Origin of the sequence: Gluconobacter sp. OJB (assembly GCF_039638275.1) — a bacterium.
Classification (GTDB): Bacteria; Pseudomonadota; Alphaproteobacteria; order Acetobacterales; family Acetobacteraceae; genus Gluconobacter; species Gluconobacter cerevisiae.
In genome coordinates this window covers 2,494,718-2,508,220 of sequence record NZ_JBDIWH010000001.1, presented here as the reverse complement: position 1 = coordinate 2,508,220, position 13,503 = coordinate 2,494,718, and the positions used below count along the sequence as shown (strand labels likewise).

The 13,503-nt window shown below is 59.3% G+C and carries 12 protein-coding genes; 6 read left to right on the top strand and 6 right to left on the bottom strand.

Features of this window, described 5'->3' with window-relative positions:
- Positions 1 to 108 precede the first annotated feature (108 nt).
- Positions 109 to 1,584, top strand: a complete 1,476-nt coding sequence (locus ABDK74_RS11630) for an aminotransferase class V-fold PLP-dependent enzyme (RefSeq protein ID WP_346003916.1) — start codon at positions 109 to 111, stop codon at positions 1,582 to 1,584.
- Positions 1,585 to 1,587: 3 nt separating this feature from the next.
- On the opposite strand, the gene ABDK74_RS11625 is transcribed toward ABDK74_RS11630, so the two are convergent.
- The 3 genes from ABDK74_RS11625 to ABDK74_RS11615 form a co-directional block, all read right to left on the bottom strand.
- Positions 1,588 to 2,478: a transporter gene (locus ABDK74_RS11625; protein WP_206034721.1), complete on the bottom strand. Its 891-nt coding sequence runs from the start codon at positions 2,476 to 2,478 to the stop codon at positions 1,588 to 1,590.
- Positions 2,479 to 2,556: 78 nt separating this feature from the next.
- A complete protein-coding gene (locus tag ABDK74_RS11620; RefSeq protein WP_346003915.1) occupies positions 2,557 to 5,028 on the bottom strand; it encodes a membrane-bound PQQ-dependent dehydrogenase, glucose/quinate/shikimate family in 2,472 nt (823 codons plus the stop codon).
- 171 nt (positions 5,029 to 5,199) lie between these two features.
- Positions 5,200 to 5,322 (bottom strand): hypothetical protein, encoded by a 123-nt coding sequence (locus ABDK74_RS11615; protein WP_265588981.1) that lies wholly within the window; start codon positions 5,320 to 5,322, stop codon positions 5,200 to 5,202.
- Positions 5,323 to 5,457: 135 nt separating this feature from the next.
- Between ABDK74_RS11615 and ABDK74_RS11610 the strand changes: the two genes are divergently transcribed.
- Positions 5,458 to 6,363 (top strand): helix-turn-helix domain-containing protein, encoded by a 906-nt coding sequence (locus ABDK74_RS11610; protein WP_346003914.1) that lies wholly within the window; start codon positions 5,458 to 5,460, stop codon positions 6,361 to 6,363.
- On the opposite strand, the gene ABDK74_RS11605 is transcribed toward ABDK74_RS11610, so the two are convergent.
- Together ABDK74_RS11605 and ABDK74_RS11600 are read right to left on the bottom strand one after the other, a co-directional pair.
- The gene (locus ABDK74_RS11605; protein ID WP_346003913.1) at positions 6,338 to 6,718 is read right to left on the bottom strand and encodes an ArsC family reductase; all 381 of its coding nucleotides are present in this window, start codon (positions 6,716 to 6,718) and stop codon (positions 6,338 to 6,340) included. The two genes, ABDK74_RS11610 and ABDK74_RS11605, sit on opposite strands and share 26 nt — an antisense overlap.
- Positions 6,719 to 6,735: 17 nt before the next feature.
- Positions 6,736 to 7,467 carry an SDR family oxidoreductase gene (locus ABDK74_RS11600; protein WP_346003912.1) on the bottom strand — a complete coding sequence of 244 codons (732 nt, stop codon included), beginning with the start codon at positions 7,465 to 7,467 and terminating at the stop codon, positions 6,736 to 6,738.
- 135 nt (positions 7,468 to 7,602) lie between these two features.
- On the opposite strand from ABDK74_RS11600, the gene ABDK74_RS11595 reads away from it, so the two are divergent.
- Positions 7,603 to 9,282 (top strand): SulP family inorganic anion transporter, encoded by a 1,680-nt coding sequence (locus ABDK74_RS11595; protein ID WP_346003911.1) that lies wholly within the window; start codon positions 7,603 to 7,605, stop codon positions 9,280 to 9,282.
- Here the strand turns inward: ABDK74_RS11595 and ABDK74_RS11590 are convergent.
- Complete coding sequence (locus ABDK74_RS11590; RefSeq protein ID WP_346003910.1) at positions 9,269 to 9,619, bottom strand: zinc ribbon domain-containing protein YjdM; 351 nt, start codon at positions 9,617 to 9,619, stop codon at positions 9,269 to 9,271. The two genes, ABDK74_RS11595 and ABDK74_RS11590, sit on opposite strands and share 14 nt — an antisense overlap.
- Before the next feature lie 151 nt (positions 9,620 to 9,770).
- Between ABDK74_RS11590 and ABDK74_RS11585 the strand changes: the two genes are divergently transcribed.
- From ABDK74_RS11585 to ABDK74_RS11575, 3 genes are all read left to right on the top strand, one after another.
- A complete protein-coding gene (locus ABDK74_RS11585; protein WP_346003909.1) occupies positions 9,771 to 10,700 on the top strand; it encodes a Dyp-type peroxidase in 930 nt (309 codons plus the stop codon).
- Between the two features lie 76 nt (positions 10,701 to 10,776).
- The gene (pstS, locus tag ABDK74_RS11580; RefSeq protein ID WP_346003908.1) at positions 10,777 to 11,766 is read left to right on the top strand and encodes a phosphate ABC transporter substrate-binding protein PstS; all 990 of its coding nucleotides are present in this window, start codon (positions 10,777 to 10,779) and stop codon (positions 11,764 to 11,766) included.
- Between the two features lie 210 nt (positions 11,767 to 11,976).
- On the top strand, positions 11,977 to 13,434 hold the full coding sequence (locus ABDK74_RS11575) for a carbohydrate porin (RefSeq protein WP_228121210.1): 1,458 nt from the start codon (positions 11,977 to 11,979) through the stop codon (positions 13,432 to 13,434).
- Positions 13,435 to 13,503 lie beyond the last annotated feature (69 nt).

The window sequence follows — 13,503 nt, the reverse complement described above, 5'->3', positions numbered from 1 at the left end:
GCATCATATGACCACAAAAATGATTTTTCATCCTCAAAAAAGAGTCGGTTTTCGCGCATTCCATCGGTCTATCGTTACCTTCATCACGCAGGGAAAGAACATCGCGCTATGGAAACGATCGGCAATCTCGATAACAGCACTGCCATTCTCGAACTGTTCGAGCAGTCCCTGCGCAGCAACGGACTGTCAGCACTCGCCAAGGGCGTGATCGGTGATGGTGCCAAGTTCTCGACGCCGTTCGGTACGCAGTCCCTTCTTTACGCCGATTATGTTGCCTCAGGACGTGCGCTGAAGCAGATCGAGACGTTCATCATGGACGAAATCCTGCCGTTCTATGCCAACAGCCACACCGAAGCCTCCTTCTGCGGCGCCTACATGACGCGCCTGCGAAGCAGTGCCCGTGCGACCATCTCGCGACTGTGCCAAGCCCCCTCCTCCGATTTCACGACCATTTTCATGGGGAATGGTGCGACAGCAGGACTGAACCGTCTGGTGCATCTGCTGGAGATTCCGGCTCTGTGTGATGCGGGAAAGCAGCCGATCGTTTTCATCGGCCCCTATGAGCATCACTCCAACATCCTGCCCTGGCGCGAAAGCGGTGCGGAAATTGTGGAAATTCCCGAAGCGACCGAAGGTGGCCCCGACCTGCATGTTCTGGAACGGGCACTGAAATCCTGCCCGGCAGACCGTCTGAAAATTGGTTCCTTTTCAGCCGCCTCCAACGTCACGGGTATTCTGACGGATGTGAACGCTGTCACGGCCCTGCTCAAACAGAATAACGCCCTGTCCATCTGGGATTATGCCGGAGCAGGACCGTACTGCGCGATCGACATGCAGCCCGGAACGCCGTTCGAGAAAGATGCGGTTGTCGTTTCCTGCCACAAATTCATCGGTGGCCCTGCGGCTTCGGGCATTCTGATCGTGCGGAATGCCGCAATCTCGCGCACATTGCCTGTTCTTCCGGGCGGCGGCACCGTACGGTTCGTCTCACCGTGGAACCACGACTATTCCGCCAATCTCGCTTCCCGTGAGGAAAGTGGCACGCCGAACGTGATCGGGGACATCCGAGCAGCGCTGGCCTTCATCGTCAAGGACGTCATTGGCGACGCCTATATGGCGCAGCGCAATGCGGAACTGCGTGCCCGGGCTGTGAAAGCTTGGAGCGGCAATCCCGCCATCGAAATTCTGGGGCACCCGACCGCCGACGCACTCCCGATCTTTTCGTTCCGTATCCGCGATGTAAAAAACAACGTATTTATCCATCAGCAGCTTTTCACACGCATGCTGTCAGACCGTTACGGCATTCAGGTCCGGGGCGGTTGTGCGTGTGCGGGGCCTTATGCGCACCGTCTTCTGGGGATCGACGAGACTGAATCGGACCAGATCCGTGGCGCCATTCTGTCCGGTCAGGAAATTGAAAAGCCGGGCTGGACACGCCTGAATTTCAGCGTGCTGATGGATGACGCCAAGGTCGAGCGTATTCTGGAGGCCGTCAACGAACTCGCCAGCAATCCCTGCGAAACCGCCGCACAGTATGACTGCGACATCACCACGGCGCGTTTTCGGCCGAAGGCGGCGGCCTGAAGGTTAGAAAAGATAGGCGATCTTCATGTAATAGGCGTTTGTTTCCGGCACGTTCCGTCCTTCGACCGAATGGGAATAGCGGGGCGTGAATGACAGGCGTTTGGTGATATAGAACATCGCACCGACGCCAAGCGCCGTTTCGCGGCTGCTCGAATTGGCGACCCAGAGGTTGGATGTGTTGTCGTGCATACCGCCGCTGTTCTGCCAGTCGAGCGAAAAGAACGGCTCGAAACGTGACGTGGCTTTCCAGCTGAAACGCAGGTTCGTGTAAAACACGTTGCCGGGCGAATAGCTATGCTCACCGTTACGGTGTTTGGTCGAACTCACGACGCTGCCCAGATCGCCATCGAAGCTGAAATGCTTCCATTCGTAATCGAAAATGATACTCGACAGGTTCGCCCAGTAATGCATCGCCGTGGCATCCCGCGTCCCTGACGGAGTTTCCATAAAGGTCTGGATGCCGAGCGTGCTGTGCTTATTGGGCTTGAACCACGCCGCCGGGCCGACGATCGTCGTCCCCAGACCGCCCCAATTCTGTCCGTTGGCCAGCGTATAGGCTTCGGACTGGATCAACTCGAAGGCGAAGCTGACATGCGGGATGGCGTCGAAACTGCGGAAATGCACATATTTCGTCATACCGCTCCAGGTATGGCTGCCGCCATGCGCCCGGCGCTGACCGCCGCTGTCATAGACCGAACCGGCAGCATTGCCGTCGCCATACTGCACGACGACGTTGAACGGCTTGAAATCCACCGGCAGGTCGTATTCGTGCGGCCCGATGATGGCCAGGGGAATATCCGCGCCATGAGCGGCAAAGCCCGGAACGAGAGCAACAGCAGGCAACCAGGCTGTCAGGGCACCAAGGCGCACTCCGAGCGTGAATTTGCGACGCATGACATGAATTTCCATAGAGATTGAGCGGGAGTGTGGAGCGTGTCCTTACAGGGACACGCTCCATCCTTGACCGAAAGATCAGTGCGCGGCTGTGCTCTGGTCTCCGTTCAGGCTGTAGGCGATGATATAATCACCGCTGCGGGTGCCAAGGCCCCCATGACCACCTGCGGCGATCACAACATACTGCTTCCCATCAATTTGATAGGACATCGGTGTTGCCTGTCCGCCTGCAGGCAGACGGTCCTGCCAGATGACCTTGCCGTTCGACATGTCGAAACCGCGCAGGTAATCGTCGGCCGTTGCTCCCATGAAGGAGACGCCGCCCTTGGTCAGGACGCTGCCGCCGATGTTGTACATACCGGTCGGAAGCGGAAGGTTGTTATGCGTCCGGAAAGGACCCGTGTCGCGCGTGGTGCCGACGGGGTGCTGCCAGACGATTTTCTTCGTCACCAGATCGATGGCTGTGATCTTGCCCCAGACCGGTCCCTTGCAGGGGATCTGAAGCGGGTTCAGCCACGGGCTGGTATAGGCGATGTACGGCGTGCCGTAATCCGGAGACACGCTCAGCGCGTCGCCCTTGGCTTCCGGCTTGTCGCCCTGACCGTTCCACTTCGGCAGAATGCCAGCGTTTTCGGCCTTCTGACGCTTTTCCAGACGGATCCGGAACGGCAGGTAGCTCGCATTGGCTATCAGCAGTTTACGCTGCGGATCGATGGATGCGCCCTGCCAGTCCACCACGCCATAGAATGCCGGATAGACGATCGTCGTCTTGCCAACATGCGGCGGCGTGAACTGACCTTCGTAAGCGGACTGACGGAACTGGATGCGGCAGATCATCTGATCCAGCAGCGTCGCGCCCCACATGTCGCTTTCCTTCAGGTCCGGCGGCGTCAGGGACGGCAGACCGACAGCGAAAGGCTGCGTCGGGGAGACATGGTCATCCGCTGCAACACCCGCGGTCGGAACAGGGCGTTCCTCGACCGGATAGCCCGGAACCGGCTTACCGGTGCGACGGTCCAGAACGAAGAACTCACCGCGCTTCGTGCTCTGGATCAGAGCAGGAATGTTTTCACCATTCGGGCCGGGCAGATCGACCATGGACGGTCCGATAGCCAGATCCATATCCCACAGATCGTGATGCACGGTCTGGAAGGTCCAGCGGCGTTCACCCGTCTCGATATCAAGAGCAATCGTGGCGCTGGACGTGGCGTCGTCGAACGAACGGCGCGAACCACCCCAGTTGTCCGGCGGCGCATTGCCCATCGGCAGGTACAGCAGGCCAAGTTCCGGGTCAGCCGTGTAAACGCCCCATGCGTTCGGGGTGTCACGCGTCAGCTCGTCGTTCGGGCCGGGCTTCCAGTTTTCCGGGTTGTGACCGGCATCCCAAGCCCATTCGATCTCACCGTTGATCGGATTGAACGCACGGATTGCGCCGGAGGGCTCGAAATTCGCCTGGTTGTCGAAAATCCAGCCGCCCAGAACCACGCGATCCTTCACCACCAGCGGCGGAGACGTCACGAAGTGGAAGCCATGCGGCACATGGCCGAGATACTGGCGCAGGGAAATAAAACCATGCTCGCCGAAATCTTCGCAGGGCTTGCCGGTTTCAGCATCAACAGCCAGCAGGCGGACGTCACCGACCGGGGAGAAAATGCGCTTCTGGCAGGCCTTGGAGCCGTCCGGAGCCGTATAGTCGTCCGGCGCCTTGTAGTAGGACACGCCACGGCAGGCCAGATAGACGTTGGCAGCCAGATCCTCGGCAGCAGGCTTGGGATCGAACTTCCACTTCACCTTACCGGTCTTGGCGTCAAGAGCCATGACCCAGTTATGCGGCGTGCAGAGATAGAGCGTGTCATCGACCTTGATGGGGGTGACTTCAAGGTTGAACTCGTGGCCCTGATCCGGTCCGGCGACAACACCTTCATCCGCCTTCTGAACGTCACCTGTGCGGGTCACCCAGGCGCGCTTGAGGTTGCTGACATTCGCAGGCGTGATCTGAGCCAGCGGGCTGTAGCGGTCTCCACCCACCGTACGGCCATAGGCCGGCCAGTCGGCATCGGGCGTATCCTTTGCCGTCAGGTCGGACTGGTTGGTCGCGGTCATACGGTCGGCCGGGAGCGTACCGTTGATGGAGTAGGACGTGAAGCAGCTTGCGATAATCGCAACCATCGCAATAACGGCCGAGCCGAGAAGCTCGCGCTTGTCCGAAACCCAGGTCTGACCGGTCCGCCACACCCATGGCAGCAGCATCCAGGCCGCGATACCGACGAGCGTGAAGAGACGGACTTCCAGACCCCAGATGTCGAACCCGACTTCAAACACGGACCAGATGGTCGCCACCAGCAGAAGCACAGCGTACAGACGCGCACCCAGCAGCGGATTGCGGAAGCTGACACCCGCCGCAGCAAGCATCACGAGCCCCATAAGGGCATAGAACCACGAACCACCGAGAACGAGGAGATATCCTCCCCCTCCCAGCAGGAAAAGCCCGACAACTGCGAGCAGGATAGAGGTTAATGGAGACATTACCCTCTGGAGTGAAGCAGACATGACACCTCGTTCTTGCGAAAAACGAAAACCATTCTCTCTGAAATGATTTGTCTTTCCTGATCATCGGCGGAACGCGATATCGTTGGCGCTCCGTCATGGCTGTGACGGACGGGACAGCTCTGTTCGTACGTCAGGAGCGGCAATAACCGGCGCTTGCAAAAGCTCCGGCTTTCATGCCTGTGTCCCATCCGACCCACAGCACTGAACCGGAAAAGAAAGGAGTGTTGCGTTACCGATGGCCTGCGAAGAAACACACCCGATACGCAACGCTTCGCCTTTTCCAGAAGCCGTCATTCCTGAATGTCTCCTCAACAGGCTATCCTGTATGGTTGCACCCTCACCCGATTGTGACTGTCTGCGACGCACCTGTCGCAGAATTGCGACAGGTTTTCGGCACCGGGTGTCGTATCCCACCGTGCGGGCGGCACGATGACCACGGCCACAGCCCGGACATGCCTGTCGGATTCTTGGGCGAGATGCTCCACAAACTACAATCTGGATCCGTCCGAACGCTGGGAAACACAGGTCCTCAGCCAGCCTGAACTACGCTTTGTCAGCGGCCGCACGCAGCGCCTGATCCAAAGTGCACTCCCCGAAATGCAGCGTCTGCATACGCTGGTGGACCCTCTGGATTTCACGGTCATGCTGGCTGACCCCACCGGCGTCGTCCTCTCGCGCCACACCCAGCGCAGCAATCTGAGCGGCTGTCGGCGATGGCGTTTTCAGGCAGGCGCAGTCTGGAATGAGGCCAACGCCGGAACGAATGCGATCGGCACCTGCCTGCGTGAGGAACGCCCGGTCATGGTCGTTCACGACCAGCACTGGCGTCTGTGCTTCCGCAAACTGACCGGCATGGCGGTGCCTGTTTACAATTCCATCGGGGATCTCGCAGGGGCCATCGATATCAGCTCATTCGTGGCCGAAAACGTGCTGCCTGCTGCGCCGCTTCTGATGGATGCCCTCCAGACAACGGCCCGGCGCGTGGAGGAGAAACTGTTTCACGACCGCTTCCGGGAGGACATGATCCTGACTCTCGGACCATCAACATCGTCCTCGACAATGTTGATTGCGCTGGATCGGGACGGTCATATTCGTGGGGCCACACACGCCAGCCGCCAGCATATGAACTGGCCGAAAGGCGAATTGTCCGGACTTCCGGCGCTCCTGCCTCTGCTTGACAGTCAGGAAGAGCCGAATTTCCGGCGGGCGGAGGCGCAGGTTATCCGCTCCGCCCTTGGAACGGTCCGTGGAAATGTAAGCGCGGCCGCACGTCTTTTAGGCGTGAGCCGCGCCACACTGCACCGCAAGATCAGGGCGCTTGGTCTGGATCACTAGAGCCGGACAGAGCAGCCGCGTAGTCGTCGGCACGGAACCCGACCAGCAGCACCTCCGGCCCTTCCAGCACGGGACGCCGTATCATGGCGGGATGTTCCAGCATGAGCGCCAGAGCCCGGTCTGTATCCAGAGATTCCCGAAGCTCGGGCGGGAGCTTGCGAAACGTCGTTCCCGAACGGTTCAGGAGCTTTTCCCAACCCAGTTTCGCCACCCAGCTTTCCAGCCGCGCCTGCGGAACACCGTCTTTGCGATAGTCATGGAAAGTAGTCGCAACCCCATGCTCGGCTAGCCATGAGCGTGCCTTGCGCATCGTATCGCAGTTGGGGATTCCGTAGATCGTGACGGACATGGGCATGAAGTCTGTCTCCGGTCTCAGGCGACGAGGCCGCCATCCACCAGAATGGACGCGCCGGTGATGTAAGAAGCATCAGGGCTGGCGAGGAAGGACACCGTGCGGGCAATGTCATTGACCTTGCCGTAGGATTCCGTGGCCGTGAAGCTGCGGATGACGGCAGCCCCTTGACCGTCCTCGGGATTGAGATCTGTCGCGATCGGGCCGGGCTCAACGACATTCGCCGTAATGCCCTGCGGTCCGAGATCCCGCGCCACACCCTTTGCAAACCCGATCAGACCGGCTTTCGTGGCGGCATAGAGCGAAATGCCCTGGAACGGTGCGCGCTCGCCAAAGGCCGAGCCGATATAAATCAGGCGACCACCCGCTTTCATGTATTTCAGAGCCTCGACCGTCTCAATCATTGCCGCGCGCAGGTTGAGGTTCAGAACATCTTCGATCTGCGCGACACTCATCTGGGCGATCGGGCCATAGGGGTAGATGCCTGCATTGCACACCAGCGCGTCCAGACGCCCAAACGCCTCATGCGTCTTTGTAATCGCCGCGATATTGCCGTCAGCGCTGCCACCATCGGCCTGCACTGCAACGGCGCGACGTCCCAGCGCTTCGACTTCGCCGACAATTTTCTGCGCGGCCTTTTCATTGCGGGCGTAAGTAATGGCGATATCAAATCCATCCTGCGCCAGCTTCAGCGCAATAGCCGCACCGATGCCACGCGATCCACCTGTAACGAGCGCTACTCTCTGGGTCATGATCCTGCTCCTTTTGCCTGATGGACGAAAAATCCATCCTCGTTCTGACAGATCATGAGCCATTTTCGAGCGGGACCCAACCTCCTGCGGAACATTGTGAAGACAGATCCGAACCACAGGCCTAAAATACGCCTCATGTCAGCACAGCCCCAACCCACAGCCCTCCGCCGGAAATGGACGGATATCATCGCAGGACTCTCGCTGGCTTCAGTAAATATTCCGCAGGTGCTGGGCTATACGCGCATCGCGGCCATGCCCGCCGTTACAGGGCTTTATACGGTCCTGCTGCCGCTTGTGGCGTTCGCAGCCTTTGGGTCCTCCCGGCATCTGGTCGTGGCGGCCGATTCCGCAACGGCGGCTATTTTCTCAAGTGCCATCGGCAAGATGGCGCCGCAGGGCAGCCCGCATTACATGGCACTCGTCAGCATGACGGCACTGCTCTGCGCAGCTCTCCTGCTTGTGGCGCGGGTCTTCCGGCTGGGATTTCTGGCGGATTTCCTGTCCCGTACCGTTCTCACCGGGTTTCTAGCCGGTGTGGGCGTACAGGTCTGCATCGCCATGCTGCACGATATGCTGGGCGTGTCCGTCAGCACGCATAACCCGTTGCTTCAGGCTTACGACACGCTTCGTCAGATCCCGCAGGCCAACCTTATGGTCGCCGCTCTTTCCGCTTTCACGGTTGGCATTCTCATGACCGGACAGCGCCTTGCGCCGCATCTGCCAACGGGGCTCTGTGTCGTCATCGGGAGCATCGCGCTGAGCATGGGACTGAACCTGCCACATCACGGCGTTCCCACACTGGGCCATGTCGCGGGCGGGTTACCGCGTTTCGGCCTGCCTGGCGTCTCATGGAACGACTGCCTGGCCCTCCTGCCCGTGGCGGCGTCGTGTGTGTTCGTCATCATCGCACAGAGTGCAGCCACGTCCCGGGTCTTCGGAGAGCTGTTTCATGAAACCGTCGATGAGAACCGCGACCTTCTGGGGCTGTCCGCCGCAAATATTGCCGCCGGTCTGAGCGGCACCTTCACCGTCAATGGCAGCCCCACCCAGACCGCCATGGCGGTGCGTTCCGGTGCGCGTAGTCAGGTCGCACAGGTGACGTTCGCCTGCGTGACGCTCACGGTTCTGCTGTTTCTGACGCACCCGCTGGAGGCTCTGCCCCGTTGTGTTCTGGCCGGGATCGTTTTTACCGTCGCCATCGGAATGATTGACCTCAAGAGTCTGAGCGCAATCCGGCAGGAAAGTCCGGGCGAGTTCTGGCTGGCCATGACGACCGCCGCCGTTGTCGTGGGGGTGGGTGTCGAGGAAGGTATTTTCCTCGCTATCGCGCTCTCGCTGTTTCGCCATGTCCGACACAGCTACGAGCCGCATACGATGGTCCTGCAGCAGGCCGCAGGCACAGGAATTCTGGAAGCCCTGCCTGCGAAGAACGGGCTGGAAACGGCTCCGGGCCTCATCGTCTTCAGGTTCTGTGCGGATCTGTTCTACGCCAACTCGACGCGCTTTCGGCAGGACCTTCTGGCTCTGGTGGACCACGCGCCGCACCCGGTCCGCTGTGTCGTCCTCGATGCCAGCCCCGTCACGGACATCGACTATTCCGCCGCCGCCGACCTGCGAGACCTGATCGCGCAACTCCAGCAGCGCGGGATTGCACTGATTTTCGGACGGGTGAGCGTCTATCTGCGTTCAGACATGGACCGCCATCACATCACACCTGCCCTCGGGGCAGGGAATATCTATCCCGAGTTACATACGGCGCTCAAAGCCGCCCACGATATTCTGGACGGCCCGGCGCTGTCCATCAGGCCTTCCTGACGAACTCGGATTTCAGGTTCATCGCCCCGATTCCGGCAATCTTGCAGGCGATATCATGCCCGTCTCCGCCGTCCGACAGACGGATGTTCTTCACCTTGGTCCCGCCCTTGACGACCATGGACGAGCCCTTGATTTTCAGGTCTTTGATGACCGTAACCGTATCGCCATCCGCCAGAACATTGCCGTTGGCGTCACGGATCTCGCCGGACGCCGCGCCATGTTCTGCTGCCGTTTCGGCCGGGTTCCACTCATGCGCACATTCCGGGCACATCCACAGCGCACCGTCCGGATAAACATGTTCGCACCCGCAGACCGGGCATTTCAAATTGCTGTCCATGATGACCTTTTTCCGTTTGTGGCCGGACATTACTGCACGCGAACTGTATTTCAAAACGGGCTTTACCTGTTTTCGTAACCTGTTCTCCAGACGCCGGGCACGCTATCAACGAGGGCACCATTTCTTCTCCGCTGATGAAAAGACTGCTTTCATGTCCGACGCCACGCCCCAGCCCGTTGCCGCCCCCCTGACGCGCGCCGCCATTTTCCTTGTCCTGAACATCAATCCCGGCACGGATGCGGAAAACACCATTCGCAGCCTCTGTGCGGATCTTTCAGGCCTGCGCCGCACGGTCGGCTTCCGGGATCTGAACGGTCAGCTTTCCTGTGTTCTGGGTTTCGGATCGAGCGCATGGGACCGCCTTTTTCCGGGCCCGCGTCCACAGGAACTGCACCCGTTTCAGGAAATCAAAGGCGTCCATCACGCCGTCTCCACACCCGGTGACATGCTGTTCCATATCCGCGCCACCCGCATGGACATGTGCTTCGAAATGGCCAAGCTGGTCATGGAGCGCCTGCGTGCCGTCTGCACGGTGGTGGATGAAGTCCACGGCTTCAAATATTTCGACGACCGGGACCTGATCGGCTTCGTGGACGGTACGGAAAACCCAGAAAATGCCGCAGCCTGTGAGGCCGCCATCATCGGCGATGAAGACGCAGCTTTCAAAGGCGGCAGCTACGTCATCACCCAGAAATATTTCCACGATCTCGACGCCTGGAACACCCTGCCCGTCGAGATGCAGGAAAAGATCATCGGGCGCAAAAAGCTGTCCAATGTCGAACTCGATGACAAAACAAAGCCCGCTTACGCCCACAACGCTCTGAACGTCGTGACGCGCAACGGCAAGCAGGTCGATATCCTGCGCGACAACATGCCGTTCGGCGAGGCTGGGAAGGGGGAGTTCGGCACCTATTTCATCGGCTATGCCCGCTCCCCGTCCGTTACGGAGGAAATGCTGCACAACATGTTCGTCGGCAAACCGGCAGGAAATTACGATCGCCTGCTGGATTACAGTCGTCCCGTCACGGGCTCGCTGTTCTTTGTTCCGTCGGCCGATTATCTGGACGATATCGACGCCTGATCCCATAGACAGACATGGCCACGCGCTTGACCGAAGTGATAGAAAAACCGGGACACAAACCGGAACAGGGTTGAGCATGTTGCATCAGGGCAAACGGGCCATGCGCTACATGGTAGGCGTTCTTGCAATTCTTCTCTGCGGGACGGCCTATTCGGCTGATCTCACCGGGGGCGGGTCCAGCTTTGCTGCCCCGCTTTATCGGGGATGGGGGAAAGGTTTTCACCACCAGACTGGCCTGTCTCTGACCTATCAAAGCGTCGGTTCCGGTGCGGGGCAAAAGCTCGTCATGACTTCTGGTGCAGATTTCGGAGCATCAGATCTCCCTCTTGCGGACGCCTTGCTGGATGCAAACGGTCTCTACCAGTTCCCGACTGCACTAGGTGCGATCGTAGTGATTATCAATGTCCCCGGCATTGCTTCCAACCAGATGAAACTGGACGGACCAACACTCGCTGCGCTGTTTGACGGCACGATCACGTCTTGGGCCGATCCGCATCTCCGAGCGCTAAATCCCGGCCTGCGTCTGCCGGATCTGGATGTGCTCCCTATCCACCGCGAGGAAGCCTCTGGCACCAGCCATGTTTTTGCGGATTATCTGCATGACGTCGCACCTGACTGGAAAGCCGGGATGTGGGGTGATGGCCCAGAAGCGCGGGGGAATGACGGGGTCGCGGCCAGCGTGCGTCAGTCCATCGGGGGCATCGGCTTTGTGGGATATGCGTTTGCGCGCCAGAACAGGCTCAATACCGTCCGGCTAAAAAACCATGCGGGGCAGTTCGTCGCGCCGGAAAAAGCGTCGTTCACCAGTGCCGCCACCAGCGCAGACTGGTTGCACGCTGACCATTACGCCGTGAATCTTCTTCAGGCCCCGGCGCCGCAGGCCTGGCCAATCATGAGCGCAACTTTCGTTCTGGTTCCTGTCCATCCGGCAGACAAAACGGCAGCCGCCGCCACAAAAACATTTTTCAGATACGGCCTGAAACAGGGCGATGACGTGACGCGGGATCTGGATTACGTGCCACTCCCCACGAGCGTAAAAGACAGGGTCCTGTCTGACTGGCCCTGAACTCTGCCACGTCATAATAACTTCACTTCACTTCCCCCTCCCCGTCCTGTGAATGGTCCGGACAGTCCACGCCCTCAGGGAAGGGGAACCGTCTTGCCAGACCGCGTTCCGGATCATTGCCGATCTCTGCATGTCTTCAGCCCTGCCGGAACGTTCGATCCGGTTTTTCCGGCGTTCACCCTCCCCGCATCTGTCTGACGGGATATCAGCATGTCCGAAGGACGTTCTCCTTCGCTCCTGCGACTGACGAGCGCATGGCTCGCTCTGGTCTCACTGATCGGAACCGCACAGGCCGCAACCGCTCCGCTCGTTACAGATGTGCTACCCTCGGGCGTTCCCCTACCCTCACCGGCACCGGGATTCGTCCTGCCTCCTGAAGATGCGGGTACCGAACTTCTCGGGGATGTCGGCGGCGCAAGATCCTGGCTGGGCCGAAAAGGAATCCGGTTCAACCTTCAGGATGTCGAGGAAATCTGGGGCCTCGCCTCTGGTGGCCAGCATCCCGGTCCGACCTATGACGGCATGACGGCTGCCAGTCTTCTGCTAGAGACCCGCCGGGCCTTTGGATGGCATGACGGGCTGTTCAATATCAGCGCCATTCAGGTCCGGGGACGATCTCTGGCCGGAGAACGTCTTGGCTCCCTCAACCCGGTCAGTGGTTATGACGCAGGCCGGACGACACGCCTGTTTGAACTCTGGTACGGGCAGGGTTTTTTTGGAAACCGACTGGACATCCGCGTCGGAACGATCGATCTGGATACCGAATTCCTGGTCAGCCAGAACGCATCCCTGTTCCTGAATGGAAGTTTCGGCTGGCCACTTTCAACGTCCAGCAATCTCTATTCCGGTGGCCCTTCATGGCCGTTTTCCGCTGTCGGAACACGGATCAAATGGTCCCCCGCCTATCCGCTCGTTCTCATGCTCGCCATCACGGATGACAATCCAACCCGAGGCCCCTTCTACAGCACTCTCAGCGCGACACGGATCGACCCATCAGGGACCACTTTTTCCACGAGAGGCGGAACCCTTTTCATGGGAGAAGCCCAGCTCTGGGTCGATGCAGCACAGAGTCTCTCGGGAAAGGATGCACCCGCCCTTCCAGGAACCTGGAAGATTGGCGGCCTATACGACACAGGGCGCTTTCCGGACCCGCGTTTTGACAGTCAGGGCGGCCTTCTGGGCAGCCCTGACAGCACCGGTACGCCCTTCTACCACTCCGGGACCTGGCTGGGATATATCGTTCTTGATCAGGCGCTCTGGCGAACCATCGGCGATCCGGTCAAGGCCATCAATGCTTTTGTACGCACCACCATGGCCAGCGGCACCAGAAACCGTCTTACAGCAGAGGTGGAAGCCGGACTGACCTTTCAGGGGTTTGTTCCGTCCCGCCCCAACGACGTCATTGGAATTGGCTGGGGAACAGGATTTTTCAGTCATCGCGCCAAAGAAAACGCGCGGGACGTCATTCGTCTTTCAGACAGTACGGCCAGACTTCTGGTGCCAGAAAATCATATCGAGCTGACATGGCAGATTCCGGTCCGCGATTACGTCACCCTCCAGCCGGATTTCCAGTATTTCTGGAATCTGGGCGGTCAGGAACCGGCAAAAGGTGCTGCCTCCGCATCACGGGGAGCCGTTCTGGGTCTGAACATGACCACGTCTTTTTAAAAATCCGCTCTGTGATTTCAATTAAGTTTCAAACTTCAGATCCGCTTTGCCCGATAAGGTTCTGTTCAC

What these genes read in the sequence shown, in the direction of transcription:
- ABDK74_RS11590 (WP_346003910.1), bottom strand. Translation starts at nt 9,619, where the DNA reads ATGGACAGCAATTTGAAATGCCCGGTCTGCGGGTGCGAACATGTTTAT.
- ABDK74_RS11620 (WP_346003915.1), bottom strand. Translation starts at nt 5,028, where the DNA reads ATGTCTGCTTCACTCCAGAGGGTAATGTCTCCATTAACCTCTATCCTG.
- ABDK74_RS11600 (WP_346003912.1), bottom strand. Translation starts at nt 7,467, where the DNA reads ATGACCCAGAGAGTAGCGCTCGTTACAGGTGGATCGCGTGGCATCGGT.
- ABDK74_RS11610 (WP_346003914.1), top strand. Translation starts at nt 5,458, where the DNA reads ATGACCACGGCCACAGCCCGGACATGCCTGTCGGATTCTTGGGCGAGA.
- ABDK74_RS11625 (WP_206034721.1), bottom strand. Translation starts at nt 2,478, where the DNA reads ATGCGTCGCAAATTCACGCTCGGAGTGCGCCTTGGTGCCCTGACAGCC.
- ABDK74_RS11575 (WP_228121210.1), top strand. Translation starts at nt 11,977, where the DNA reads ATGTCCGAAGGACGTTCTCCTTCGCTCCTGCGACTGACGAGCGCATGG.
- ABDK74_RS11630 (WP_346003916.1), top strand. Translation starts at nt 109, where the DNA reads ATGGAAACGATCGGCAATCTCGATAACAGCACTGCCATTCTCGAACTG.
- ABDK74_RS11595 (WP_346003911.1), top strand. Translation starts at nt 7,603, where the DNA reads ATGTCAGCACAGCCCCAACCCACAGCCCTCCGCCGGAAATGGACGGAT.
- ABDK74_RS11585 (WP_346003909.1), top strand. Translation starts at nt 9,771, where the DNA reads ATGTCCGACGCCACGCCCCAGCCCGTTGCCGCCCCCCTGACGCGCGCC.
- pstS (WP_346003908.1), top strand. Translation starts at nt 10,777, where the DNA reads ATGTTGCATCAGGGCAAACGGGCCATGCGCTACATGGTAGGCGTTCTT.
- ABDK74_RS11615 (WP_265588981.1), bottom strand. Translation starts at nt 5,322, where the DNA reads ATGACGGCTTCTGGAAAAGGCGAAGCGTTGCGTATCGGGTGTGTTTCT.
- ABDK74_RS11605 (WP_346003913.1), bottom strand. Translation starts at nt 6,718, where the DNA reads ATGCCCATGTCCGTCACGATCTACGGAATCCCCAACTGCGATACGATG.